The sequence below is a fragment of the Nonomuraea sp. NPDC050643 genome (genome assembly GCF_040654715.1).
In the GTDB taxonomy this organism is placed as follows: domain Bacteria; phylum Actinomycetota; class Actinomycetes; order Streptosporangiales; family Streptosporangiaceae; genus Nonomuraea.
Window position 1 is genome coordinate 60,794 of record NZ_JBFAIM010000062.1, and the last position, 26,312, is coordinate 87,105.

20 protein-coding genes and 1 pseudogene are annotated in these 26,312 nt (G+C 72.6%); 7 read left to right on the forward strand and 14 right to left on the reverse strand.

The features are described from left to right. Nucleotides 1-39 precede the first annotated feature (39 nt). Nucleotides 40-1,980, forward strand: a complete 1,941-nt coding sequence (locus AB0I15_RS50890; RefSeq protein WP_358113760.1) for a glycoside hydrolase — start codon at nt 40-42, stop codon at nt 1,978-1,980. Here the strand turns inward: AB0I15_RS50890 and AB0I15_RS50895 are convergent. Beyond that, nucleotides 1,942-3,300 carry a cytochrome P450 gene (locus AB0I15_RS50895; protein ID WP_358113762.1) on the reverse strand — a complete coding sequence of 453 codons (1,359 nt, stop codon included), beginning with the start codon at nt 3,298-3,300 and terminating at the stop codon, nt 1,942-1,944. The genes AB0I15_RS50890 and AB0I15_RS50895 overlap by 39 nt on opposite strands. A gap of 126 nt (nt 3,301-3,426) precedes the next feature. Between AB0I15_RS50895 and AB0I15_RS50900 the strand changes: the two genes are divergently transcribed. Continuing rightward, the gene (locus tag AB0I15_RS50900) at nt 3,427-5,937 is read left to right on the forward strand and encodes a polysaccharide lyase family 8 super-sandwich domain-containing protein (RefSeq protein ID WP_358113764.1); all 2,511 of its coding nucleotides are present in this window, start codon (nt 3,427-3,429) and stop codon (nt 5,935-5,937) included. A gap of 136 nt (nt 5,938-6,073) precedes the next feature. Here the strand turns inward: AB0I15_RS50900 and AB0I15_RS50905 are convergent, their stop codons facing one another. Then, complete coding sequence (locus AB0I15_RS50905) at nt 6,074-6,883, reverse strand: alpha/beta hydrolase (RefSeq protein WP_358113766.1); 810 nt, start codon at nt 6,881-6,883, stop codon at nt 6,074-6,076. Nucleotides 6,884-7,355: 472 nt separating this feature from the next. On the opposite strand from AB0I15_RS50905, the gene AB0I15_RS50910 reads away from it, so the two are divergent. Then, nucleotides 7,356-11,195 (forward strand): S8 family serine peptidase, encoded by a 3,840-nt coding sequence (locus AB0I15_RS50910; protein WP_358113768.1) that lies wholly within the window; start codon nt 7,356-7,358, stop codon nt 11,193-11,195. A gap of 79 nt (nt 11,196-11,274) precedes the next feature. Here AB0I15_RS50910 and AB0I15_RS50915 read toward each other — a convergent pair whose 3' ends face one another. From AB0I15_RS50915 to AB0I15_RS50955, 9 genes are all read right to left on the reverse strand, one after another. Continuing rightward, the gene (locus AB0I15_RS50915; RefSeq protein WP_358113770.1) at nt 11,275-11,922 is read right to left on the reverse strand and encodes a sensor domain-containing protein; all 648 of its coding nucleotides are present in this window, start codon (nt 11,920-11,922) and stop codon (nt 11,275-11,277) included. A gap of 72 nt (nt 11,923-11,994) precedes the next feature. Beyond that, the gene (locus tag AB0I15_RS50920; protein ID WP_358113772.1) at nt 11,995-12,726 is read right to left on the reverse strand and encodes a carbon-nitrogen hydrolase family protein; all 732 of its coding nucleotides are present in this window, start codon (nt 12,724-12,726) and stop codon (nt 11,995-11,997) included. Between the two features lie 14 nt (nt 12,727-12,740). Further along, nucleotides 12,741-14,330 carry an ABC transporter ATP-binding protein gene (locus tag AB0I15_RS50925; protein WP_358113774.1) on the reverse strand — a complete coding sequence of 530 codons (1,590 nt, stop codon included), beginning with the start codon at nt 14,328-14,330 and terminating at the stop codon, nt 12,741-12,743. Further along, nucleotides 14,327-15,376, reverse strand: a complete 1,050-nt coding sequence (locus AB0I15_RS50930; RefSeq protein ID WP_358113776.1) for a serine hydrolase domain-containing protein — start codon at nt 15,374-15,376, stop codon at nt 14,327-14,329. Before AB0I15_RS50930 ends, AB0I15_RS50925 begins: the two co-directional genes overlap by 4 nt. Next, nucleotides 15,373-16,548 carry an anhydro-N-acetylmuramic acid kinase gene (locus tag AB0I15_RS50935; RefSeq protein WP_358113778.1) on the reverse strand — a complete coding sequence of 392 codons (1,176 nt, stop codon included), beginning with the start codon at nt 16,546-16,548 and terminating at the stop codon, nt 15,373-15,375. Before AB0I15_RS50935 ends, AB0I15_RS50930 begins: the two co-directional genes overlap by 4 nt. Continuing rightward, entirely contained in the window at nt 16,545-16,919 is a 375-nt protein-coding gene (locus AB0I15_RS50940) for a hypothetical protein (RefSeq protein WP_358113780.1), read from the reverse strand. The genes AB0I15_RS50935 and AB0I15_RS50940 overlap by 4 nt, the downstream gene beginning before the upstream one ends. Beyond that, nucleotides 16,916-17,734, reverse strand: coding sequence for an ABC transporter permease (locus AB0I15_RS50945; protein ID WP_358113782.1), 819 nt, complete (start codon nt 17,732-17,734; stop codon nt 16,916-16,918). Before AB0I15_RS50945 ends, AB0I15_RS50940 begins: the two co-directional genes overlap by 4 nt. Next, a complete protein-coding gene (locus AB0I15_RS50950) occupies nt 17,731-18,693 on the reverse strand; it encodes an ABC transporter permease (protein WP_358113784.1) in 963 nt (320 codons plus the stop codon). The genes AB0I15_RS50945 and AB0I15_RS50950 overlap by 4 nt, the downstream gene beginning before the upstream one ends. Then, nucleotides 18,693-20,234, reverse strand: a complete 1,542-nt coding sequence (locus AB0I15_RS50955) for an ABC transporter substrate-binding protein (RefSeq protein WP_358113786.1) — start codon at nt 20,232-20,234, stop codon at nt 18,693-18,695. Before AB0I15_RS50955 ends, AB0I15_RS50950 begins: the two co-directional genes overlap by 1 nt. 79 nt (nt 20,235-20,313) lie before the next feature. Here AB0I15_RS50955 and AB0I15_RS50960 point away from each other — a divergent pair, with 79 nt between their 5' ends. Further along, entirely contained in the window at nt 20,314-21,195 is an 882-nt protein-coding gene (locus AB0I15_RS50960) for a MurR/RpiR family transcriptional regulator (protein WP_358113788.1), read from the forward strand. Here the strand turns inward: AB0I15_RS50960 and AB0I15_RS50965 are convergent. Then, complete coding sequence (locus tag AB0I15_RS50965) at nt 21,192-22,064, reverse strand: hypothetical protein (protein WP_358113790.1); 873 nt, start codon at nt 22,062-22,064, stop codon at nt 21,192-21,194. The two genes, AB0I15_RS50960 and AB0I15_RS50965, sit on opposite strands and share 4 nt — an antisense overlap. 159 nt (nt 22,065-22,223) lie before the next feature. Here AB0I15_RS50965 and AB0I15_RS50970 point away from each other — a divergent pair, with 159 nt between their 5' ends. From AB0I15_RS50970 to AB0I15_RS50980, 3 genes are all read left to right on the forward strand, one after another. Continuing rightward, entirely contained in the window at nt 22,224-23,117 is an 894-nt protein-coding gene (locus tag AB0I15_RS50970; RefSeq protein ID WP_358113792.1) for a sulfotransferase, read from the forward strand. A 70-nt stretch (nt 23,118-23,187) separates the two neighbouring features. Continuing rightward, nucleotides 23,188-24,828, forward strand: a complete 1,641-nt coding sequence (locus AB0I15_RS50975; protein WP_358113794.1) for an arylsulfatase — start codon at nt 23,188-23,190, stop codon at nt 24,826-24,828. Between the two features lie 123 nt (nt 24,829-24,951). Next, nucleotides 24,952-25,470 (forward strand): peptidoglycan recognition family protein, encoded by a 519-nt coding sequence (locus AB0I15_RS50980; RefSeq protein WP_358113796.1) that lies wholly within the window; start codon nt 24,952-24,954, stop codon nt 25,468-25,470. A 6-nt stretch (nt 25,471-25,476) separates the two neighbouring features. Here the strand turns inward: AB0I15_RS50980 and AB0I15_RS50985 are convergent, their stop codons facing one another. Both AB0I15_RS50985 and AB0I15_RS50990 read right to left on the reverse strand, forming a co-directional pair. Further along, nucleotides 25,477-26,013 (reverse strand): NUDIX hydrolase family protein, encoded by a 537-nt coding sequence (locus tag AB0I15_RS50985; protein ID WP_358113798.1) that lies wholly within the window; start codon nt 26,011-26,013, stop codon nt 25,477-25,479. Beyond that, nucleotides 26,010-26,312 (reverse strand): annotated as a pseudogene (locus AB0I15_RS50990) (polysulfide reductase); the annotation flags it as partial. The gene AB0I15_RS50985 and the pseudogene AB0I15_RS50990, both read right to left, overlap by 4 nt.

Below are 26,312 nucleotides of genomic sequence, written 5' to 3' on the forward strand. Positions count from 1 at the left end.
GACGACCAGCTCGCCGTACCCGGTTGACAAGGAGCTCGGATGCGAGTGTTATCCGCGATCGCTCTGGTGACGGGGCTCGTCACCGTACCCGTCCAGCCCGCCCTGGCCGCCGGCGGCGATCAGCCGTACGCGTCCTACTGGTATCCCGGCTCGATCCTCGGCTGGGACCCGGCCACCGACCCCGACGCCCGCTTCAACCGCTCGCGCGTCCCGCTGCGCCCCCGTGTTCAGGACCCGGCGCTGAGGGCCAACGCCAACGCCCGCGCGGGCGAGGGCCGCGTCGCCTCGCTCGTGTCGTTCGCCCCCACCTCGGGCAACCCGTCGCAGGGCGCGCCGGAGGCGAGCTACTACGCCTTCGGCCACTGGCAGTACGTCGACACGCTCGTCTTCTGGGGCGGCTCCGCCGGCGAGGGCCTCATCCTGGCGCCCAACGCCACGGTCATCGACGCCGCCCACCGCAACGGCGTCAAGGTCTACGGCACCGTCTTCTTCCCGCCCACCGTGTACGGCGGCCAGATCCAGTGGGTACGCGACTTCGTCCAGCGGTCCGGCACGGCCTACCCCGTCGCCGACAAGCTGGCCGAGGTGGCCCGGCACTACGGGTTCGACGGCTGGTTCATCAACCAGGAGACCGCCGGCGGCGACGCCGCGCTGGCCGGCGAGATGCGCTCGCTGATCGCCTACGCCCGCGCCAGGAGCCCGATCGACTTCATGTGGTACGACGCCATGACCGAGAGCGGCGCCATCTCCTGGCAGGACGCGCTCACCCCGGCCAACGACGGCTTCTTCACCGCCTCGGACTCGATGTTCCTGGACTTCGGCTGGAACACGGCCAAGCTGGCCTCCTCCCGCGACCTGGCCAGGTCCCTCGGCCGGGACGAGCACGAGCTGTACGCCGGCATCGACACCGAGGCGAACGGCTACAACACCGCCGTGCCGTGGGAGGCGCTCTTCCCCGCCGGAGGAGCGCACGTCGCCTCGCTCGGCATCTACCGGCCCGAGTGGACCTGGAAGTCCTCAGCGAGCCCCGCCGACTTCCGTGCCAGGGACTCCCGGTTCTGGGTCGGGGCCAACGGCGACCCGTCGGATACCTCGACGACGTCGGCCTGGAAGGGCCTGGCCCACTACGTCGCCGAGTCCACGCCCGTCACCGCGAAGCCGTTCGTGACCGGGTTCAACCTGGGGCACGGGGAGTTCTACAACGTGGACGGGATCCGGGTGCGCACAGGAGGCTGGAACAACCTGTCGCTGCAGGACGTGCCGCCGACGTACCAGTGGCTGGTCTCGTCCGGGGGCACCCGGCTGACCCCGTCGATCGACTTCGGCGACGCCTACGAGGGCGGCTCGTCCCTGCGGCTCACCGGCCGCCTCGACGCCGTCAACACCGTCCGCCTCTACCAGGCGCGCCTGCCCGTGAGCGCCGGCACCAAGCTGTCGGCCGTCCTCAAGACCCCCGCGGCCGGTCCCACCCGTCTGCGGCTGGCGGTGTCGTTCACCACCGCGCCCGGCACGTTCGTCACCTACGACCTGGGCAGGACGGGCGGCGCCGGCTGGGAGCGCAGGACCTTCGACCTGTCGGCCCACGCGGGCAAGACGATCGCGCAGATCGGCCTGCGCACGACCGGCGCCCAGGACGCCTACGACATCCGGCTGGGCCGCCTCGCCGTGTACGAGGGCGCGGTGGACATCCCCGCCGCCCCGGCCGGGCTCACCGTCCTCGGCGTCACCGACGTCTCACCCACCCGTAAGTCGCTGCGGCTGGCGTGGACGGCCTCCGGGCCCGCGCACCACTACGACCTCTACCGCCGCAACCCCGATGGCACCCGCACCCACCTGGGCGCCACCCCGAACGACGCCTACTTCGTGGGACGGCTGGACCAGGCCGGCACGGAGAGCGGCACGACCATTGAGGTCGAGGCGGTCTCCGCGGAGCGCGGCCGCTCACCCGCCGTCACGACCACGGTCCCCTGGACGCCGTGACCTCCGCCCGTCCGGAGGCCGATCGGTGCGGCGGTCGGTCAGGCGCATGCGGATGTCGTCGGCCGCCCACAGGACGAAGCGCTCGACGGGCACCACCGGATGACCGGCGACCGGCTCGAAACGAAACCGCTTGAGCAGCACCGCCAGCACCAGCTCGGCCTCGACCATGGCCAGGCCCGCCCCCTCGCAGCTCCGCGGGCCCAGGCCGAAGGGGATGAACGCGTACCGGGGCCGCCCGGCCTGCTCCTCGGCGGTGAAGCGGCCGGGGCGGAAGGCGTGCGGGTCCGGCCAGTAGCGCGGGTTCAGGTGCACGGCCCAGAACGGGTAGAAGATCGTCGTGCCGGCCGGGATCCGGTAGTCGCCGAGGGTGAGGTCCTCGGTGGTCTCGCGGGCGCCGTACGGGCCGGGCGGGTAGAGCCGCATCGACTCCTTGAGCGCCATCTCCAGGTACGGCAGGCGCTTGAGGTCGGCGTACTCCGGCGCGGCCCGCTCGCCCAGGACGTCGTCCAGCTCCGCGACCGCCCGCGCCGCCGCCTCGGGGTGCCGGGCCAGCAGGTGGAGGGTCCAGGAGACCGCGACGCCGGTCGTGTGGTGGGCCGCCAGCATGATCATCAGTACGGTGTCCCTGACCCGGGCCGGGCTCATGTCCGCCCGTACCAGGGCGTCGACCAGGTCGCTGCCGCCGGCGGCCAGCACGCCGTCCACGACCTCGCGCAGGTGGGCCAGCGCCTGCTCGGCCCGCGACAGGTCGTCGCCGTGCGCGTACAGGCCGTGCTCGTACAGGCGGCCCAGGTAGCCGGTCAGGACGGTCTCGAAGGCGCTCACCACCCGGGCGGGGTCGTCGATGCCGCGGCCGAGGGCGTACTGGCAGATCATCCGCAGCGACAGCTCGCTCAGGTCGTGCTGCAGCTCCACCGGGCCGGCGGCGGCGCGGTCCGCCCACCGGTCGGCCAGCTCTCCGGTCAGCGCGGTGAACGCGGCGAAGTGCGCCTCGTGCGAGCGCCGCCCGGCGAGCACCGACAGCAGCGCGCGGCGCAGCGGCACGTGCTCGGCGGCCGGCAGGGTCTGCAGGTTGCCCGCCTCGCACAGCGGGGCCAGGAACTCGAACAGCTTGCCCGGTCGTTCGTTGACCTTGGCCGTGGCCTCCAGCAGCACCGGGTCGGCCACCGAGACCGCCGCCCGCGCGCCGGGGAGCTGGAAGCGCACCACCGGCCCGTACTCGTCGTGCAGCCGGAGCTGGTAGGTGTGCAGGCCGCCGGCGGCCGTGACGGCGCTCAGCCCGCCGTCGGCCTGCGGAGGCGGTCCTGGGATCTCGCGCACCTCGTCACGGTCTCCCGGGCCGCGCCCGGTTGGCAAGCGCGGCCGGTATCTGGGCGGACAAAAGTAGATCATGTATGGTGAGCCCGGCATGCCCCCCCGGATGGCCTGGAGCCCGTTGTGCCGCACATGTCCCGTCGCCAGGTTCTCTCCCTGCTCCCCGCCGCCGGCCTCCTGTCCTGGGCCGACCCCGCGCGCGCCGCCGCTGCCGGGGTCGATCACGCGCGGCTGATCGCCAACACCGTGGCGATCTTCGCGGGGACGCCCGACGTCAACGCCCGCCCCGAGGTCGCCGCCAAGCTCACGGCGATGGCCACGACCGCCCGGCAGCGGCTGACCGCCATGGACCAGGCGGGCGAGGGCGAGCTGTTCTCCGGGCTGAGGCTCGGCACCGACGACGCCAACCTGCGGCTGGCCTTCCAGTACCTGTACGAGATCGCGCTCGCCTCCCGCGCCCCGGGCGGCGCGCTCAACGACGACGTCACCGCCCAGCGGCGGGTCCTCGACGGCCTGGTGTGGCTGCACGAACGCCACTTCGGCGACCAGTCGGCCGGCTACTACGGCAACTGGCACAACTGGGAGATCGGCATCCCCACCCACGTGAGCCGGACACTGGTCCTGCTGGCCGACCGGGTGCGCGCGGAACGGCCCGGCCTGACGGCCGCCTACCTCGCCTCGATGGACGCCTACCTGCGCAACGGCAAGGACGGCGACGTCGACCTCGACTCGCGCTTCCACACCGGGGCGAACCTGGCCGACATCACCGGCAACCGGATCCTGCAGGGCGCGCTCACCGGCGACGACGCCCGGGTCGGCAAGGCCATCTCCGACCAGGCCACCGTCTTCGCCACGATCGACCCCTACGACCTGCGGCACGGCAACACCGACGGCTACTACCGCGACGGCTCCTTCATCCAGCACCACTCGGTCGCCTACACCGGCTCCTACGGGCGGGCCCTGCTCACCCGCGTCGTGCAGACCCTCAAGACGCTCGAGGGCGCGACCGGCGACGTCGCCGCCGACCTGGCCGCGGTGGTCTACCGGTGGATCGCCGACGGCTTCGCCCCGCTGATCTTCGAGGGGTGGATGATGGAGATCGTCAAGGGGCGGGCGGTCTCGCGCACCAACACCGGCTACGCCGACGTCGGGGTGATCGTGGAGGCCATCGCCGACCTGGCCGGGCACGTGGGGGAGGCCGAGGCGCTCGCGCTGAAGAAATACCTCAGGTTCCTGCCGGCCGCCGACACGGCCGCGTTCGTCTCGCCGGTCAGCATCGCCCGCTACGCGGCCGTCCGCGCCGACTCCGCCGTCCCGGCGGCCGACCTGAACCCGTCCGAGCGCTGCGTGGCGTTCAACGCCATGGACAGGACCGTGCACCGGCGCCCCGGCTACGCCTTCGCCCTGGCGCGCAGCTCCGACCGGATCAGCAAGTACGAGTACATGAACGGCGAGAACCTCATGCCCTGGTTCCAGGGTGACGGGGCCTACTACCTCTACCTCGCGGGGGAGGACCAGCGCGAGGTCTTCGGGGTCGACTACTACACGGCCGTCTCGCCGTACCGGCTGGCCGGGGTCACCGCGCCGGTGGAGGAGCGGCGCACGGTGCCCGACCTGTACGGCCGGTTCTGGTACGAGAACCCGGGCCACCCGCTCAACTTCACCTCCTCCTCGGAGTCCCAGAACACCTACGTGTACTTCCCCCGCGCCGGGAACGCCTTCTCCGGCGGCGCGACGCTCGGCGCGTACGGCGCGGCCGGCATGGTCCAGTCCGACGACGCCGCCTACACCGCCAAGCAGGCGGGCCTGCTGCCGGACGACTTCGTCGCCTACCGGGACGCCCGCGCGACCAAGTCCTGGTTCATGCTCGACGACGAGATCGTGGTGCTGGCCGCGGGCGTCGCCGGCCAGGGCGGCCGGACCGCGGTGACCACCGTGGACAGCCGCATCGCCGCCCCCGGCGACGCGACCGCGCTCACCGGCGAGGGCTGGAACGGCGGGGCCTGGCGGGCGGGCGACACCGCGCCGCCGCGCTGGCTGCGCTACGCCAACGGCACCCGCGGCACCGCGGTCGGCTACGCCTTCCTCACCAGGCAGCCGGTCACGGCCGGGCTGGAGACGGTGACCCGCAGCCGCCGGGTCGTCCGCGTGGCCAACCCCGACACCAGCGTGACCAAGAACGTCTTCACCGCCTCGATCGCCCACCCCGCCGCCGGCGACGCCCCCGCCCTCGCCTACGCCCTGGTTCCGAACGCCACCGAGGCCCGCCTGCGCGGCTACGCCAGGGGCCCGCTGACCGTCCTGGCCAACAACCGGCACGTGCAGGCGATCGGGCACAAGGCGCTCGGGATCGTGGCCGCCAACGTCTTCACCGACGGCCCCCGCCAGGCCGGGCGCCTGCTCGTCGACGGCCCCGCCTCGGTCATCGTGCGCTCTGGCGGGCGCTCTGATGGGCGCACGGTGGTCGCGTTGTCCGATCCCACGATGAAACGCGACCGCGTCACCGTCGTCCTGCTCGGCGAGCGCCTCAGGGTGGAGACGGCCGACGAGGGCGTCACGGTACGGCGCGTGCCGGGCGGCACCCTGGTCCAGGCCACGACCCGCCACGCCCACGGCCGCACCTTCACCGCCACCCTGCGCTGAGCCGCCCTGCCCGGCCTCCGCCGGAATTTCTCGGCTCCGAAATCTATACAAATCGGACAGTAGGTCGCTAATCTGGCATCGCTCCAGTGGGGGGCCACTGGAGCACCAAAGCAGCGGGCCGGCTCGTGGGCGGGCGTCAGCCCGAGAGCAGGTCGCGCAGCGCCGTGGCGAACTCCGACGGGCTGCGCAGGTAGCCGACGTAGTCGCCGGGGAGTTCGGCGGGCTCCAGGCCCAGGTGCTCGGCGACGGCGAGGGTGGCCCGGTGCATGAGCCGGCCGCGGGTGTCCGCCCCCGAGGCCAGGACGAGAGGAGCGTCGCGGAGGGCGCGGGCGTCGGGGATGAACGTGCTGAACGACCGCATCTCGTACAGGAGGCTGGTCTCCATGTTGGCGCTCATCCTGGTCAGCATGTCGCGCACCCACTGCGGCAGGCCGGGGTTCGGTTCGGGGGGCGCGCTGACGCCGGTCTCCTCGCCGAACTTGCGCATCGCGGGGCCGATGCCCTCGCGGCGGCAGACGTCCACCGCCTCCTGTGCCAGCCGCCGCCAGTGGGCCGCGTCGGGCAGCAGGTCGAAGGCCGGGGGCTCGTGGGCCACCAGGCGGCGGACCCGCTCGGGGTGGCGGGCCAGCAGGTCGAGGGCTATCAGGGCGCCGGAGTGGGTGGCGAACACGTGGGCTGGAGTCGAGCCGGCCGCCTCCAGCAGGCGCAGGGCGTCGTCGGCGTGCTCGCCGACGCGCTGCTCGGCGGGGCGCCCGGTGAGCGGGCTGCGGGCGGCGCCGCGCCGGTCGTAGGTGATGACCGTGAAGCCGCCGGCGAGCGCCTCGGCCAGCGGACCGGCCATCGCCGCGTCGCTGCCGCCGCCGAGAATGATCAGCAGCGCCGGCCCTGTGCCGCGGACCTCGAAATAGAGCTTCGCGCCGGGAACATCGAGGTGTCCAGTGTCCATGGTCCGCCTACTTTAGGACGCCGGCGGCGTGTGGCCAAGCCGCAGTTCGCACACCGCGCGGCGCCGTTTTCCTGACTTCTTCGAAACGGCCGGCATTCGCGTGGTCCGGTTATCCGCGGGCCTGCCGGCCGTGCCGCCTGCATGCCTTGTGAACTGTGATGACGCGCTTCGGCGCGGCGGTGGTCAATGTGGTCGCGATGGGCGGGTCCGGTGAAAATCGCTTGGCCGTAATGCCCGCCCGGCGACGATCGTGCCATTTCCGCCCCGGTCCGGTTTCCGGGCAGTGTCCGTCCCGCCGGTGAGGGCTCGCCCGGCGGGATCATCGGCGGCCCGGACACCGCCCGCCACCGGCCTGCACAGGTGGCGGATATGCGACAAGTCCGGATGTAGCCACACCAATCTCATAGACAACAGCAGTTCAGGGTGACTAGGAATTCGGTAGTCGTGCTTACCGATGTTCTGGAGGTCGTCCATGCTGCGTGGCTTGGGCCGTACGGGGCGCTCGCGGCGAGGGACGGTGATGGCCGTCTCCACGGCCATGGCGGCCTCGCTGCTCGCGGTCCCCGGCGCGCACGCGAGCACCGCTCCGCCCGTGACGTTCACGGGCGGAGCGGTGAGTGATGAGATCACGTTGATCACCGGTGACCGGGTCCGGGTGCGCGCCGTGGACGGCGAGCACCAGGCCGTCACGGTCACCCCGGCGCCACGGGCGGACGGTTCCGTGCCGACGTTCCAGGTGCTGGAGTCGGAGGACGGGGTGACGGTCATTCCCGACGACGTCGCCGCCCTGGTGCCCGAGCGGCTGGACGGCGCTCTGTTCAACGTGACGGAGCTGGCCGGCCAGGATTACGGCGGCGCCATCCCGCTCATCCTCACCTACGCCGCCCAGGCTCCCAAGGCCGCGATCCCCGCCGTCAAGCAGGTGCGCACGCTGGAGAGCATCGGCGGCGCCGGGGTGTCGGTGGCCGCGGCGGACGCGGCGACGTTCGGGGCGGAGCTGGCCAGGCTGGCCTCCCCGAGGGCCCGCGCCGGGGCCGGGCCGCTGGCGGGCGTGGCCAAGATCTGGCTCGACCGCAAGGTGAAGCCGGCGCTCGAGGAGAGCGTGCCGCAGATCGGCGCGCCCGAGGCGTGGGCCGCCGGGTACGACGGCACCGGCACCACCGTGGCCGTGCTCGACACCGGCGTGGACGCCGCCCACCCCGACCTCGCGGGCAAGGTCTCCGACCAGCGCGACTTCACCGGCGAGAACACCACCGGCGACCCCCACGGCCACGGCACCCACGTGGCGAGCACGATCGCGGGCAGCACCCCTGGCGGCGCATCGGGCACCACGCCGGGCGCCACGCCGGGCAACGCGCGGGACGGCGCTGAAGACGGCGCTGAGGAGGGCGCTGAGGGCCGTGCTGCGGACGGCGGCGGCAAGGGTGTGGCGCCGGGGGCGAGGCTGCTCAGCGGCCGGGTGCTGGCCGCCGACGGCTACGGCCAGCTCTCCTGGATCATCGACGGCATGGAGTGGGCGGCCGGTGAGAAGCGCGCGCCGGTCGTCAACATGAGCCTGGGCAGCCGCGTCCCCGGCGGCCCGCTCACCGACGCCGTGACCCGGCTGACCGAGCAGTACGGCACCCTGTTCGTGGTCGCCGCCGGCAACGACGGCTGCGACTCGTGCGTGGGCGCCCCCGGCGACGCCCCCGGGGCGCTGACCGTCGGCGCCGTGGACAAGCAGGACCGGCTCGCCGACTTCTCCAGCAGGGGCCCCGTCGTGGGCGGTCAGGCCGTCAAGCCCGACGTCACCGCCCCGGGCGTGGACATCTCCGCCGCCAGGAGCGGCGGCGGCCACGTCGCGATGTCCGGCACCTCCATGGCCACCCCGCACGTCGCGGGCGCGGCGGCGTTACTGCGCCAGGCCCGCCCCGGGTTGACCGCCGCCGAGCTGAAGTCTTTGCTCATGGCCACGGCCAGGCCAGGCCAGGGCATCCCCGTGGACGCCCAGGGCACGGGCCGCATCGACGTGGCCGCCGCGCTCAAGGGCACGGTCGTGGCCTCGGCCGGCTCGCTCGACTTCGGCAGGGTCGCCCCCGGCGCGACGAAGACCCTCGCCATCGGCTACCGCAACCTCGGCAAGGAGCCCGCCGAGCTGGACCTGAAGAGCGGCGGGGCGTTCACCGCCGAGCCGGCCAGGCTCACCGTCCCCGCCGGGGGCACGGCCGAGGCCAAGATCACCCTCAAGGCGGCCGCGCCCGGCTCGCTGCGCCAGGAGCTGACGGCGGCCGGCACGCGCACGCTCCTGACGGCCGGCGTCGAGGACGACCGGGTCGAGCTCCGCGTCCGCGGCATCGCCAGGGACGGCCGCACCGGCCGCGGCGGCTTCACCGTGCTGAACCTGGACGAGGGCACCCTGGTCGGACGCGTGCTCCCCGGCGATCCCGCCCAGCCCTGCACCGACGCCAAGTACGGCTCCGGCACCTGCCTGCTCGTCAAGCCCGGCACCTACTCCGTGCTCGGCCACATCTTCACCATGCCGGCCACGCAGGACAGCACCACCTCCGGCAAGCCCCTCAACGAGAGCCTGCTCGGCGACCCCGAGATGGAGATCAGCGAGGACACTGAGGTCGTGCTGGACGCCCGCAAGGCCGTCGAGGTCGAGATCGAGACGCCCGACCACGAGACCAAGCGCAACACCGGGGCGGCGGCCGCCCTCATGTGGTACCGCGCCGGCGAGCGGGGCACCGCGCTGCGCGGCGGCACCAACATCTCGCCCGGCGGGCACATCGAGGAGCGGCTGTTCGTGCAGCCGACCAGGAAGGTCACCAAGGGCACGTTCGTCGTCTCCACCCGCTGGCGGCTGAAGGCCCCCGAGATCACGCTCTCGACCCCGGGCGTCGAGCTGTCCCCCCAGTACGTCGACCCGGTCCAGTTCAGCGACTTCGCCACCGAGTACCCACGCCTGGACGGCACCCGGCAGCTCACGGCCGTGGACGCCGGGCGGGGCGGGGCCGCGGAGCTGAAGGGCCTCAACCTGCGCGGCAAGCTGGCCGTCATCCGCCGCACCGACGGCGTGCCGGTCTCCGCCCAGTCCAACGCGGCCGCGGCGGCGGGCGCGGCCCTGGTCGCCGTCTACAGCGACCGGCCCGGGGCCGACGTCACCACGGGCGGCAACGGGGTCAAGCTCACCGTCCCGACCGTGCGGCTGACGCACGAGGAGGGCCTGGCCCTGGTCGAGCGGCTGCGCGCCCTGCCCGCCCCGGTCGTGGCCAAGGGCGTCGTCGCCAGCCCGTACGTCTACGACCTGTTCCTGCGCGAGCGGGGCCAGGTCCGCGACACCCTCGACTACGTGGTCCGCGCCGGCTCGCTGGCCAGGATCGAGACCGGCTACCACAGCCAGCTCTCCGACGACGTGACGATCAACGAGACCCGCTTCGTCTTCGAGCCGTGGGACACCGCGTCGATCTCCACGAACCACCCGATGGCCCAGACGCCGCGTACCCGGGTCGACTACGTCACGCCGGATCCCGATCTGCGGTGGAGCACGTCGGCGGTGGCGCCGGAGCGGCCCTACAACAACCTGTGGCCGCACCCGGACACGCCGCGCGCCGGGCTGTCGTCGCCCGAGTTCCGGCCGTACGAGGCGGGGGAGCGGGTCACGAGGACGGTGTTCAAGCAGCCGCTGCTGCCCGGCGTCAACCCGCGCAACCCGATGCGCAGGGAGGGCGACAAGCTGCGCGTCTCCATGCAGGGGTTCGTGGACGCCGATCGCAACTACGGCGAGGCCTACACCAGCCAGTTCGCGCGCGGCCTGAAGACCGACTTCCGGCTCTACCAGGACGACCGGCTGCTGTGGCAGACGAACTATCTGCCCTCGGGGTCGGGGACGCTGGCGGCGGGGAAGGCCACGTACCGGATCGAGTACGACCTGGCCAACGAGGCCGAGTGGGCGAAGATGTCCGTACGGACCAGGGGCGTGTGGACGTTCGGCTCGGAGCGGGCGGCGGAGCCGACCGTGATCCCGCTGCTGCTGGCCACGTTCGACGCGCCCGTGGACCTGAAGAACCAGACCGCGTCCCGCACGCTGGGCATCGACCTCCACCACCAGGAGGGGGCGCGGCAGAGCGCGGTCAAGGACGTCTCGCTCGAGGTGTCGTACGACGACGGCGCCACGTGGCTGCCGGCCGGCCTGCGGGACAAGGGCGACCGGTCCTACGAGGCCACGCTCGTCCGTGCGCGGCCCGGGTTCGTCTCGCTGCGGCTGAACGCCTCCGACGTCAACGGCAACACCCTGTCGCAGGAGGTCATCCGCGCCTACGCGCTGCGCTGAGACAGGCCCTGGAAAGGGCATTCACACGAAAGACCGGCCGAGCGGGCTCATGGCCCGCTCGGCCGGTCGGTGGGCGGGCTCATGCCCAGCGGGGCTCGACGGCCGGCTCGTAGGAGGCGGCCCGGGTGAGCATGGCCTGCGCCAGGCTGGCCTTGACCAGGGCGGCCCCGCGCACGACCGGCACCAGCGTCAGCGCGAACAGCACGCCGGCCAGCGTGTTGACCCCGACGAACGCCAGGTCGCCGTCACCGAGCCCGAGCAGCATGGGGAGCCCGTTGTCGACGCCGGGGATGGCGGCGATGGTCCATCCGTAGATGGGGAAGGTCAGCCCGGCGATCGTGCCCGCCCACCACACGAGGGCGATGACGCCCGCGGCCAGCGAGATGGGGAAGGCGATGATGCCGTACAGCAGGTCGAGCCAGCCCTGGGCGGTGGCCAGGGGGTTCATCATGCGGCGGAACCAGCCCGCCCCGGCCGGAGCCGGAGGGTAGGGCGGGCGGGCCACCCGCTGCCCGAGCACGCCGGGCAGCGCGACCCGCTCGAAGTCGGCGAGGTTGCGCGCCGCGGCGGCGGCCCCGGCCAGGATCGGCAGGCCGACGAACGCGACCGCGGCGCCCAGGCCCGCCGAGAGCCCGGCCACGGAGATGGAGAAGCTCACCACGGCCATCGGGAGGCCGAGCAGGAGGTAGCGGGAGTCGGTGGCGAGACGGTGCCGGAGGGTTGTCATGGGAAGAACGCTACGGGCCGGGGACCGGGCCGAACGATCCTGCTCACGGCCCTCCCCGGGGTAGGGCCAGCACTACCGGAACCCTCGGGCCGCGCGGTCGTGGCGGAAGGCGTCGAGCCGCTCGAAGTCCAGATCGTGGGCCGAGACCGGCGCGTCGGGCGGCCCGGTGAAGAATCCGGCGTGCGTGCGCGGGCACGGGTCGGCGAATCCGGTCACCCCGGCGCACGGGTGCCCGTGGTAGGTGGTCTCGTGGTGCCAGTCGCTGACGGCCACGTACGTCATGAACTCGTACGCCCGCGCCACGCTCATGTGCTGCCACAGCTCCCTGGCCGGGGCGGGCCCGTCCCAGCGGGTGACGGAGAAGGCGGGCACGAGGACGGCGTCCAGGCGCTCGTGGCCGGCCAGGCTCGCCGAATACCACATGTCGGCGCAGAGCAGGACGTGCAGGCGGCGGCCGTGGAGCTCGAACCCCTCGCTGGGGCGGCCGGGGCGCACGCCCGAGCGTAACTCGAGGCCGTAGGGGTGGACCTTGTCGTACTCGGTCAGCAGCGTGCCCGACCCGTCGAACACCGCGCCCCGGTTGATCGCGCCGTCGTAGTGCGACCCGCCGACGACCGCCGTCCCCGTGGCCTCGGCCAGGGCGCGGACCCTGGCCAGGTAGTCGGCCCTGGGCAGGCTGGAGCCCGCCAGCTCGGGCAGCAGCAGGACGTCGCCCGTCAGGGAGCCGACGAGCTCCTCGATCGCGTCGAAGTTGGCGTGGCCGTCGGGGGACCAGTGCGGGGGCTGGACCAGGAGGATCTTCACCCTCCTACTCTGACCTACCGCCCGCCCGGGATGGCCGCGAGCAGCTCGCGGGTGTAGTCGTCCGCCGGATCGCCGAAGATCTGCTCGGCGGTGCCGCTCTCCACGATCCGCCCGCCGCGCATGACGTGCACCGTGTGCGAGATCATCCGTACCACGGCCAGGTCGTGGCTGATGAACAGGTAGCTGAGCCCCAGCTCCCGCTGCAGTTCGGCGAGCAGCTCCAGGATCTGCGCCTGCACCAGCACGTCCAGCGCCGAGACGGCCTCGTCGAGCACGACCAGCTCGGGCGAGAGCGCCAGGGCCCTGGCGATGGCCACCCGCTGGCGCTGCCCGCCGGACAGCTCGTGCGGCAGCCGCTCGGCCATGGACGCGGGCAGCGACACCTTCTCCAGCAGCTCGGCCGCGGTCCTCCTGCGTTCGGCGGCGGTGCCGACGCGGTGCACGCGCAGCGGCTCGGTGATGGACTTCTCGACGCTGTAGCGGGGGTCGAGCGAGGCGTACGGGTTCTGGAAGACCGGCTGCACCCGCCGCCGGAACGCGAACAGCTCCCGCCTGCCCAGCCCGGCCAGGTCGGTGCCGTCGAAGCGGATGCTGCCCGAGGTGAGGTCGTCCAGGCCGAGCAGCAGGTTCGCGGTCGTCGACTTGCCCGACCCCGACTCGCCCACGATCGAGACGGTACGGCCGCGCGGGACGGCGAAGGAGACCCCGTCCACGGCCGTGAACTCCTCCCCCGTGCCCCGGACCGGGAACACCTTGCGCAGATCCTCGACCACGACCAGGTCGCGCGGCTCGCCGGCCGGTTCGGGCACCCGCACGGACGACAGGCTCGGCACGGCCTTCAGCAGCCGTCTGGTGTACTCGTGCGCCGGATCGGCCAGGATCCCCGCCGCGGGCCCGGTCTCGACGATCTCACCCTGGTACATGACGGCCACCACGTCGGCCCGCTCCGCCGCCAGCGCCAGGTCGTGCGTGATGAGGAAGACGGCCGTGCCCATCTCGGCGGTGAGCCGCTCGAGCTGGTCGAGGATGCGCCGCTGCACGGTCACGTCGAGCGCGGAGGTCGGCTCGTCGGCGATGAGCAGCTTGGGCCGGCAGGCCAGCCCCATGGCGATCAGCGCGCGCTGCCGCATGCCGCCGGAGAACTCGTGCGGATACTGCGCGACCCGCCGCGCGGGGTCCGGGATGCCGACCATGTCCAGCAGTTCGACCACGCGGGCGCGGGCGGCCTTGCCGGTGGCCACGCCGTGCGCCTCGAGGGCCTCGGCGACCTGGTCGCCGATGCGCATGAGCGGGTTGAGGTTCGACATCGGGTCCTGCGGGACCAGGCCGATGCCGGCGCCGCGGATCGCGGTCATCTCGCGCCGGCTCGCGGTGGCCAGGTCGCGGCCGTCGAACAGCACCTGCCCGCCGGTGATGCGGCCGTTGTCGGGCAGCAGCCGGTTGACCGCGGCCGCCGTCGTGGACTTGCCGGAGCCGGATTCGCCCACGACGGCGACGGTCTGGCCCGGCAGGATCTTCATGGAGACGTTCCTGACGGCGGTGACGTCCTGCCTGCGGGTGCGGAAGGCGACCGAGAGGTCGCGGATCTCCAGGAGCGGGCTCATGCGGACCTCGATCGTTGTGCGGTGGCCTGCAGCAGGTCGTTCCAGAGGGCGTCGGTGGGCGTCGGCGTGCCGTCGACGAGGAGACGGTTGCTCGCCAGCGCCAGGGCGATGTCCCGGCCGGGTACGAAGCCGACCGCGCAGCCCACGTACCCCGGGTGGCCGAGCACGGTGACGGTCTCGCCCTGCAGCTCCAGCTCGTAGCGGCGGAAGCCGAGCGCCTGCTCCTGGTCGGGACCCGGGGCGAAGAACTCGCGGGCGACCTCGGGCCGCCACAGTTGGTCGTGCTCCTGGTAGCGGGACAGCGCGCCGGCGTACTTCAGCAGGTCGGGCACGGTCGAGAACAGGCCCGCGTGCCCGGCCACCCCGTCGAACGCGTGGTGGGCGTTGCCGTCGGCGACCTGCCCGATGACGGCCTCGGTCCGCCAGCGCGCGAAGTCGGTGCTGCGGTAGGGCACCGGGTACGGCCTGCCGGTGTCGAGCATGGTCATCTCCACCCGGTCGTCCAGGGCGCCCATGGCCACCTCGGCGCCGGCCGGGCGGGCGTACGTGGTCGAGGTCAGGCCCAGCGGCCGGGTGACCAGCTCGGCCAGGGCCCGGTCCAGCCGCAGCCCGGTGACGGCCGTGACGATCCGGCCGAGCAGGACGAAGCCCAGGTCGGAGTAGTGCCGGGCGCGCCCGGGACGGTAGCGCGGCGGCGGGAGCTGCGGCTGGATGTACAGCGGCCACCACTCCCACAGCCCGCCCCGGTGCAGCAGCAGGTCGCGCACGGTGATCGCCTCGTAGGACCGCGCCAGGTACGCGCTCAGCGGCGCGTCCAGGTCCACGAGCCGCTCGGACACCAGCCGCATGAGCATCGTGGTCGTGGCGAGGACCTTCGTGACCGAGGCGAGGTCGTGGAAGGTCTCCAGGGTCATGGGCGCCACCCCGGCCCGCTCGCCGTCCTCCCAGCGCACGCTGCGGTGCCCGGTGCACTCGGTGAGGTCGAACCACGGCGTGCGCGCCGCCATGACCAGCCCCGCGGGCGCCTGCGGACGCTGCTCGCTCATCGAAGCGGCGCCGGGGACAGCGTGAGGGACCGGGGCGGCTCGGCGACCGGCGCGGGCAGCACCAGCGGGCCCGCGCCCGGGGTGAGCGTGCCGAGGATCCGGGCGCTCCCGGCGCCCGTCCCGCCGGGCACGGTCCCGGGCAGGCCGTGCGCGGTCAGCCAGCCGATCAGGGCGAACGCGATGGCCTCCTTGTCGTCGGCGGGCGCTCCGTGGTCGTCGGACGGTGCCACCTGGACGCCGGGCAGCGCGGCCCGCAGCCCGTCCATGAGCACCGGGTTGCGGCAGCCGCCGCCGGACACGACCAGCGCCTCGACCCCGGCGGCCCGCACGTCGCGGGCGACCGTCCGCACGGTGAGCTCGGTCAGCGTGGCGACCAGGTCGGCGTCGCCGGGCGCGGTCCCCGCCGCGGCGAGGGCCGCCTCCACGTACGCGAGGTGGAACAGCTCCTTGCCCGTGCTCTTCGGCGCCGCCAGCCCGTAGTACGGCTCGTCCAGCAGCACCTCCAGCAGCCGCTCGTCCACCCGGCCCGACGCGGCGATCCGCCCGTCCTCGTCGAAGCCGCGCCCGTTCAGCCCTCTGCTCGTCACGACGGCGTCGATCAGCGCGTTCGCCGGGCCGATGTCGTAGGCGTACAGCTCGCCGCCGCGCACCACGGTCATGTTCGCGATCCCGCCCAGGTTGAGCGCTCCCGCGCCGCCCTCGTGCGCGCCGAGCAGCAGCCCGTCCAGCACCGACACCAGCGGGGCGCCGTGACCGCCCGCCGTGATGTCCCTGATCCGCACGTCGGACAGCACCGGCGCGCCCGTGCGCTCGGCGATCCACGCGGGCTGCCCGATCTGCAGCGTGCCCAGCGCGTGCGCGCCCTCCACCCAGTGGTAGACCGTCTGCCCGTGCGACACGACCAGGTCGACGGGCCCGCCCGCCTCGATCGCGGCCGCCGCCGCCGCGGCGAAGCTCTGCCCGATGAGCGTGTCGAGCACGCACACCTCGGCCAGCGTCACCGGCGCGGGAGGCAGCGCCGCGATCAGCCGGGCCCGCAGCTCCGCCGGGTACGGCGTGCTCGCCGTGTGCCCGACCCGCCCTTCGAGCACGCTCCCGGCGAGCTCGAAGTCCACCACGGCCACGTCGATCCCGTCGTGCGAGGTGCCGGAGATCATCCCGAGTACTTTCATGCGCTCTCCCCGAGTGCGGCCCGCAGCCGTCCGCCGGCACGGGCCAGCCGGTCCGCCGCGTCCTGTGGTGACAGGTCGAAGCGCGAGGCCACGACCGCCTGCACGCCCAGCCTGCCGGGGGTGCCCGCGCCCCCGTACACGAGCCGGCCGCCGGCCCGCACGCGCTCGGCCGCGGCCTCGATCGCCTCGGTGATCTGCGGCAGCGCGCCGGGCACTGCGCCGGGCACTGCGCCGGGCACTGCGCCGGGCACTGCGCCGGGCACGGTGGCGTCGGCCGCGTTCATGGTCGCCGCCGGCTCGCCGACGCTCATGGCGTCGATGCCGGCGAAGCGCGGGTCGGCCGAGTCAGTCGTCAGCTTTGAGAGATTCACCGCTTTCCTCGGTTTCGCGGGTCGAGAGTGTCACGCAGGCCGTCGCCGAGCAGGTTGAGTCCCACCACGAGCAGCACGACGACCGCGCCGGGCGCGATCAGTGTCCAGGGGGCCACGAAGACCAGGCTGCGCGCTTCGAAGATCATCGAGCCGAGCGACGGCGCGGGCGGCGGGGTGCCCAGGCCCAGGAAGCTCAGCGAGGCCTCGGTCAGCACCGCCCACGACAGCGACAGCGCCACCTGGACGACGATGATCGAGGTGATGTTGGGCAGCACGTGGCGCAGCATGATCTGCCAGCGGCTCTGGCCGGTCGAGACGGCCGCCTTCACGTACTCGATCTCCCTGAGCGACAGCACGGGGCCGCGGGTCACGCGGATGAAGATGGGGACGTACACGATGGCGATGGCCACGGCGATCGTGAACGCGTTGCGGTTCAGCACCGAGGCCAGCGACAGCGCCAGCAGCAGCGGCGGGAACGCGAACAGCACGTTCGTGATCCCGCCGATCGCGCCGTCGGCGAACCCGCGGTAGAAGCCCGACACGAGCCCGCCCAGCGTGCCCACCACGGTCGCGAACGCCACCGCGATCACCGCGATGAGCGCGGAGTTGCCCACCCCGGCCGCCACCCGCGAGAACACGTCCCGCCCGAACTGGTCGGTGCCGAACAGGTGCGCGCCCGACGGCGCCAGGAAACGCGACGGCGGATGCTGCGCGATCGGGTCGTACGGCAGCAGCCCCGTGTACGACAGCACCGCCACGACCGCCAGCAGCGCCAGGAGCACGACGCCCGCCGACCCCGCCGCGCTGCGCCTCATGACGCCCTCACCCTCGGGTCGATCACCCGGTAGAGCAGGTCGGTCAGCAGGTTGACCAGCACGAACGCCAGCGCGATCACCAGCACCGTGCTCTGCACGACCGCGTACTCCTTCTGCTGGATGCCCAGCAGCACCTGCCGGCCGATGCCCGGCACGGAGAAGATCTGCTCCACCACGACCGCGCCGCCCAGCAGGTAGCCGAACTGCAGCCCCGTCATGGTCACGATCGGCACGAGCGCGTTGCCGAGCACGTGCCTGACCTGCAGCCGCCGCTCGGGCAGGCCCTTGGCGCGGGCGGTGCGCACGAAGTCGTCCGAGCGCACCTCCAGCACCGCCGCGCGGGTGGTGCGCAGGATCGGCGCGGCGATGCCGAAGCCGAGCACCAGCGCGGGCAGGAGCAACTGCTGCAGATTGAGCAGCGGGTCCGCGAAGAGCGGGGCGAAGCCCTGCCCGTTGGGGTTGAACCCGAATGACGCCGCCAAGACCGACAGCAGCGTGGTGGCCAGCAGGAACGCCGGGATCGACAACCCCGCCAGGCTCACGACCTGGCCGGCGGCGTCCCGGATCGAGTTCGTCCGGGAGGCCGCCAGCATGCCGAGCGGCACCCCGATGAGCAGGGCCAGCACGATCGACAGCACCGCCAGCTCGAACGTCACCGGCAGCGACTGCAGGGTCAGCTCCAGCACGCTCTGCTGGGCCCGCGCCGAGTAGCCGAAGTTGCCGGTGAACATGTTGCCCAGCCACGAGAAGAACTGCGTGACCAGCGGCTGGTCGAGGCCGTAGTAGCGCTCCAGGGCCTGCTGCTGGGCCGGGGTGAGCGCCGCCGCCTCGGTGCCGAGCCCCGCCGTGATCTGGTTGCCGGGGATCGCCCTGAGCATGACGAATACGACCACGGCCACCCCGAACAGGGTGCCGAGGATCTCCGCGGCGCGCCGGAGGGCACGGTTGCGTACGAGCATCAGCCGACGGACGTCGTACGCAGGTACTGCAGCGAGCCGCTGGCCATCGGCACGAAGCCCTGGACGTTCTGCGCCGTGGCCGTGTAGGTGTAGCCGGAGAACAGCCAGATCCAGGCGGCGTTGTCCTCGAGCTGCGCTCCGACCTGGTCATAGATGGCCTTGCGCCGGGCCTGGTCGGTGGTGGCCTTACCCTCGGCGAACAGCTTGTCCAGCTCGGGGGAGCTGTAGCCGGCGACCTTGTTCAGGTTGCCCTCGCTGGTGAAGTAGCGGCCGTAGGAGCCGTCGGGGTCGGGCCGGCCGCCGTTCAGCGCCACGGCCGCGTCGAAGTCGGCCGCCACCCAGCGGTCCACGAACGCGCCCGACTCCAGCACCTCCAGCTCCAGGTTGATCTTGGCTTCGGCGAGCTGGGCCTTGAGGTTCTGGGCCTCGTTGACCGAGGTGGCGTACTCGCCCTGGGAGACGATGGTCTTGATGGTCACACCGCCGGACTTGCCCGCCTTGCCGAGATACTCGGCCGCCTTGGCCAGGTCCCGGGCCGGGCAGGGGCGCTTGTTCGGGTCCGACTTGAACGCCGGGGCGGTGATCGGCCCGGTCACCTCGCCCTCGCCCAGCGCGGCGGTGTCGAGCACCTGCTTGCGGTCGATCGCGCACTGGACGGCCAGGCGCACGTTGACGTCCTTCAGGTCGCCCTTCTGGGCGTTGAGCTGCAGCACGTGGTAGTTGAGCTGCGGAGTCTTGGCGACGGTGACCGTGCCGCCCTGCGCGGTCTGGGCGACCAGCGGGTCGTTGAAGACCGCGAGCTGGACGTTGCCCGACTGCATGGCCGACACGATGGACGACTCGTCGGGGATGACCCGGAACTCGACCGTGGCGACCTTCGGCTTCTCGGGGCCCCAGTACTTGTCGTTCCTGGCCAGCGTGATCGACTGGCTGGCCACGCGCTTGCCGAGGGTGAACGGGCCGGTGCCGTTGGGCGTGGCGTTGAGCTTCTCCTCGGTGTCGTCGGAGGAGAGCATGGCCATGTTGACGGTGGCCAGGTTCGCGGGCAGCGCGGCGTCGGGGCCGGTCAGCTCCAGCACCACCGTGCTCGCGTCGGGGGCCTCGACCGACTTCACCGAGGCGAGCGACGTCCTGGCGACGGCCGCGGTCTTCTCGTCCATGATCTTGTCGAGGGAGGCCTTGGCGTCCTTGGAGTCGAAGGCGCTGCCGTCGGCGAACGTCACGCCCTGCCGGAGCTTGAGCGTGAGCCTCTTCCCGTCGCCGGCGGCCTCCCAGGACTCGGCCAGGCCCGGGACCACGTTGAGGTCCTTGTCGAACTCGGTGAGCGTGCCGTACAGGTTCTGCAGCACGTTGACGGCCTGGAACTGGGTGGCCTTCCAGGGGAAGAGCGTGTCGGGGTCGGAGGTCACGCCGACCACGAGGGCGCCACCGGTGCCGGTGCCGGTCTTCGGGGCGGCGGGCCCGGAGGAGGACGAGCAACCGGTGAGGGCGAGGGACAGCGCAGCGGCGATGCCGGCCGCGGAGACGGCGCCACGGGGCATGTGGTCTCCTCAGGGCAGTAGGTCATAAAATTACGCAGACCCTACCACCAGGGTATTTTCTTTCCAGCGCGGGGGGACGATGGCCGAGGACGCAGAGACGCTGCTGATCCGCATCCGCGCGGCCGTACCCGCGCTGCGGCCGTCGGAGCGGCGCATCGCCGAGGTGTTCACCGGTGATCCGGCCGCCGCGGCCAACCTGTCCATCGCGGAGCTGGCCGCCCGCTCGGACACCTCGACGGCCTCGGTGGTGCGCTTCCATCGGCGCATGGGCTACACCCGTTCCAAGGACTTCAGGATCGACCTGGCCAGAGCCGTGGCCAGGGAGGAGCTCGCCCGCTCCAGCCTGCCCGAGGTGTCGGGCGACATCGACCGGAACGACAGCCTGGAGGGCATCGTCTCCAAGGTCGCGATGAACGAGACGCTGTCCATCGCCGACACGGCCCGATCGCTGGACATGGAGGCGCTGGGCGAGGCGGTGGCGCTGCTGCTGGCCGCCCGCCGGATCGACAGCTTCGGCGTGGGCGCGAGCGCGCTCGTGGGGCTCGACCTGCAGCAGAAGCTGTCGCGCATCGGCCGTACCGCGCTCAACTGGCACGACGCGCACTCGGCCTGGACCGCGGCCGCCACGCTGGCCCCCGGCTGCGTGGCGGTGGCCGTCTCGCACACCGGGGCCACCGTGGACACCGTCGAGTTCCTGTCCATCGCGCGCAGGTCCGGCGCCGCGACCGTCGCGATCACGAACTTCCTGGACTCGCCGCTGGGCCGCGCGGCCGACGTGACGCTCACGACGGCCGCGCGGGAGACCAAGTTCCGCTCCGGCGCGCTGGGCAGCCGCATCGCCCAGCTCATGGTGGTGGACTGCCTGTTCACGGGGGTCGCGCAGGCCTCCTACGACGAGTCGATGCAGGCGCTGCGCGACACGTACGCGGTCGTGCACGACCGCGTCGTCAAACGGCTCTAGCCCGCGCGCTGGATCGTCTCGCAGTCCACGCTGACCGCGTCGAGCGCCGCGCGGTCGGCGATCGCCAGGTCGCCGGTGCCCTCGCCGCAGAACGACAGGTGGTCGGCCACGCCGTCCCGCAGGTCGATCACGTCGTCGCCGCGGCCGGCCGACAGCGTGTCGCGGCCGTTCCCGCCGGTGAGCTCGTTGCGCTGCGCGTCGCCGCTCAGGTTGTCGCCGAAGGAACCGCCGATCAGGTTCTCGACCTGGACGTTGTCCCGGTCGGCCGGGCGGGCGCCGTCGGCGTCGCGGCCGTCGTTGTGGGCGAAGTCCAGGCTCACGCGGACGCCCGTAGTGCCCGTCGGGCCGGTGGCGGGCACGCCCTGGTAGGTCGCGGTGTCCTCGCCCAGGCCGCCGACGTACATGATCTCGCTGGTCGCGGCCCCCACCGAGCCCTCGGAGCGGCCGGGGCGGAAGGTGTCGTCGCCGCCGTCGCCCTCGACGGTGCCCGACAGCGGGACGAGCGTGGTGAACGCGTCGGCGCCCGCACCCATTCTGGCGGCGATCCGCGTGATGCCGACCGAGCAGCGCACGGTCGTGGGATCGCCCGTGACCGGGACGCAGCCGGCGCCCGGGGCGATGGCCACCGAGTCGCTCACCCGCAGCGCGTTGGTGCCCGCCTCGAGCGTGATCAGGACGTTGTTGGCGCCGGCCGAGCCGATGTAGTCGAGCTGCAGCAGGCCGCCGACCACCCGGACCGTGGCGCTCGAGGTGGCGCTCGAGGTGGCGCTCAGGGTGGTGGTGGCGTGCGCGGGGAGAGCGGCGAGCGCTCCCACGGCGAGGCCGCCGAGTAAAGACAGGTGCGTGGCTCGGCGCTTGAGCATGCGCATGATTCCTCCTCATGGAGTCGTCGGTCGTTGACGGCCCCATTCTGGAGCGGAATATTGTTCTGCTCCGTGTCTTTATGCACGGATGATCTGTCTTCTCCGCAACAGGTTCACAGGCCGGATTCACCTGGGGTTCACTGGCCACCCCTACCTTGTTGGCCCATGAGCTGGAGGTACCGGGCCAACGCCACACTTGAGGGCCTGACGGGATACACGTTGTCGCGACGGCTGCGGAAGGAGCCGCCGAAGCCGCCGCCGCCCCCCAAGGTCCCGCTGGAGCTGCAGCGGCTGCCCGGCGACGAGGTGCGCCCGCCGGTGGACCCGGCGCACGACCGGCTGCTGCGCGAGCCCGTCTTCCTGCTCTCGTCCGTGCGGTCGGGCTCCACGCTGCTGCGGGTCATGCTCAACAGCCACTCGCGGGTGCACTCGCCCATCGAGACGCACTTCAGGCGGATGACGGTGGGGCTCGGCACCGACCCCGTACGGCAGGCCATGGAGCTGCTCGGCCACACCCACAGCGACATCGAGCACCTGGTCTGGGACCGGCTGCTCCATCGTGAGCTGGCGCGCAGCGGCAAGCCGATCCTGGCCGAGAAGACGCCCAGCAACGTGTTCGCCTGGCGGCGCATCGCCGCCTGCTGGCCGGACGCGCGCTTCGTCTTCCTGCTGCGTCACCCGATGTCGATCGTGCAGTCCTGGCACGAGGCCGACCCCGTCAAGCGGCCCATGGAGGAGGCCGTGCCGCGCACGCTCAGCTACATGACCTACCTGGAGGAGGCCCGTACCCACCTGGAGGGCCTGACCGTGCGCTACGAGGCGCTGGTCGCCGACCCGGAGGCCGAGCTGCGGCGGCTCTGCCTGTTCCTGGGCGTCGAGTTCGAGCGCGCCATGCTGGACTACGGCAAGCAGGACCACGGCGGCTTCGTCAAGGGCATCGGCGACTGGCGGGACAAGATCCGCACCGGGACGGTCGTCGAGGGCCGCCCCCTGCCCACGCCCGCGGAGATCCCGGGCGAGCTGCACGACATCTGCCGCAGGTGGGACTACCTGTCGTGAGACGAGGCTGTGACAGAGTTCGCCTGCGATTTGCCCGCCATTCGCCCTGCCCTCCGATATGTTGCCCTTCGTGATCAACGGGCCCTCGCGCCGTGCCCTCTTCGCCGGTGCCCTCGCCGGCCTCGCCCTGCCCGGGACGACGTCCATGACGCCGCCCGCGCGCGCCGAGGCCACCGCCCGCGGCAGTCTGCCCGCGCGGCCGAACATTTTGCTCATCCTGGCCGACGACCTGGGCTGGGGTGAGATCGGCAGCCAAGGCCAGCGCCTGATCGACACGCCCAACCTGGACCGGCTGGCGGCCGAGGGGGTCCGGTTCGCGACCGCGTACTCGGGGGCGCCGCTCTGCGCGCCGTCGCGCTGCGCCCTGCTCACCGGGCTGCACGCCGGGCACGGCACCGTACGCGAGAATCCGGAGGGCGGCCCGCAGCACGCGCTCACCGGCGCCGACCTCACCTTCGCCGAATTACTGCGGTTGTCCGGCTACCGGACGGCCTGCATCGGCAAGTGGGGTTTCGGCCCCGAGGAGGCCGGCCAGGAGTCGCACCCGAACGTGCGCGGCTTCGACGAGTTCTTCGGCTACATCGGCCACCGCCACGCCCACCAGTACTTCCCCAAGTACCTGTGGCACAACGGGGAGAAGGTCCACCTCGGCGGGAAACAGTACGCCCCGCACCTGTTCCGCCGCCGGGCCGTCGAGTTCATCGACCAGGGCGGCGACGACCCGTTCCTGCTCTACTTCGCCACCAACCTGCCGCACTCGCCGAGCGTGATCCCTGGCGACGCCGGAACGTACGAGGACCGGCCCTGGAGCGGCCCGAATCGCCGCCACGCCGCGCAGGTGGCCCGGCTCGACACCGACGTGGCCGCGCTGATCAGGGCGCTGCGCGACGCCGGCGTGGCCGAGAACACGCTCGTGCTGTTCACCAGCGACAACGGCCCGCACCGCGAGAAGGGCGTGACGCCCTGGCTGTTCAACTCGAACGGCCCCTTCCGCGGCGACAAGCGCGACGTGTACGAGGGCGGCATCCGCGTCCCCATGATCGCCTGGTCGCCCGGCCTGAGCCCCCGGGTGGAACGGCAGCCGGTGGCCTTCTGGGACGTGCTGCCGACCCTCGCGGACCTGGCCGAGGTGCCGGCCCCCGCCCACCTCGACGGCCTGTCCTTCCGCGGCCTGCTCACCGGGACCGGCGCCCCCAGGCACGAGCACCTGGTCTGGAACCGCCCCCGCAAGGCCCAGGCCATCCGCCGAGGCCGCTGGAAACTGGTCAGGTTCGACCCGCACATCGCCGGGGCCGGCCCCGAGGGCCGCGTCGAGCTCTACGACCTGAACGCCGACGTCGGCGAACAGCGCGACCTGGCCGCCGCCCGGCCGGAGATCACCCGGCAGCTCATGAACCGCCTCGACCGCTCGATCGGCCCCGACCCGCGCACGCCGTACGGGCTGCGGACGGAGGTCACGAGCAACGAGGTCGTGGTGACCCTGCACAACGGCTCCTCCGTGCCCTGGCGGGAGGTCCGGCTCGGCCTCGACGGGCCGCGCAAGGCGCGGGCGCGGACGGTGCCGCGTGTGGACCCGGGGATGTCGATCTCGGTCGGCTTCCCGGCGGCGGCCGGCAAGATCACGGCACGGGCGGAGTTCAAGGCCGGCGGCAGGTCACAGGTCTTCCGCCACACGCACGCGTTCGGCGTGGCCGCGCTCACGCTGCGCTGAACCGGCGGCTTTCGATAGGGATGTCTCTCCCGCGTTACCTCACTCTAGTGACGAAGAGTGATGACATAACTACGCAAAGTTGACACTCTGGTGGTCAGGACATTCCTGTCACGAGAGGACCACATGAACCTGATCACCCGCGTGGAGTGGCACGCCAAGAAGCCGAGCACCGGTTACACCCGACTGTCCGCCACCCAGGGCGTCAAGATCCACTACACGGGCGGGAAGGTGCCCGCCGACCTCGCCGAGTCAGGCAACCACGACCGGTGCGTCGACCTGGTCCGGGACATCCAGCGCATGCACATGTCGGGGGGCCGCGGCGAGCGGTACATCGACCTGGGCTACAACCTGGTCTGCTGTCCGCACCGGCACACGTTCATGGGCCGCGGCCCCCACGCCCTCCCGGCCGCCAACGGCGCGGGCCTCAACTCCGGTCACTACGCGGTGCTCGCCCTGGTCGGCAGCTCGGGGCTGACCGAGCCCAACGACGACCTGCTCCACGCCCTGGTCGACGCCATCGAGTATCTGCGCGAGCACGGCGACGCCGGGCGCGAGGTCAAGGGGCACCGCGACGGCTACGACACCTCGTGCCCGGGCGACGCCCTCTACCGCTGGGTGCGCGACGGCGCCGAACGGCCGTGACCCCTCTTACGGCAGCCGCCCGACATGGGCCAGCGCCTGCTTCAGCAGGACGCCCTGCCCGCCGGCCATCTCCTGCTGGACCATCGGTGAGGCCGCCTCCTCGGGGGTGAACCACACCAGGTCGAGCGCGTCCTGCCGGGGCCGGCAGTCACCCGCGACGGGCACCACGTAGGCCAGGGAGACGGCGTGCTGGCGCGGGTCGTGGTAGGGGGTGACGCCGGGCGTGGGGAAGTATTCGGCGACGGTGAACGGCTGCGGGGAGATGGGGATGTTGGGCAGTGCCACGGGGCCCAGGTCCTTCTCCAGGTGGCGCAGGAGCGCGTCGCGCACGCGCTCGTGGTGGAGCACTCGTCCCGAGACGAGCGCCCGGCTGACCGTGCCGTCCGACAGCATGCGCAGCAGCAGGCCGACGTGGGTCACCACGCCGGTCTCGTCGACCCGCACCGGCACGGCGTCGATGTAGAGGATCGGCATCCGGCCCCGCACCGACTCCAGGTCTTCCGGTGCGAGCCATGCAGGCGTGGTTTCGGTCTTTTCGGTCATCTGCTGATCGTACGGCCCGGGGGCTCGGCGGCGTACCGCGCACCTGCCGGGAGGTCTTTCGCCAGCCGCCTGCGCTGCGGCTGGACGGTGTACCTGGGGTCGTTCGCCGACTCCACCCCCGCCTGGAAGATCCCGATCCTCGTGCACGCCGACCCGGCCAGCAGGGCCGCGCCCGCCGCGACGGCCGCGACCCTGCTGCGCCGGCCGACCGTCACGCCCGCCAGTGCGCCCACCAGGGACAGCCCCTCGCCCAGTCGCAGCAGCCTGTTGCGCTTGAGCGGCTCGGCCAGCGGCCCGAG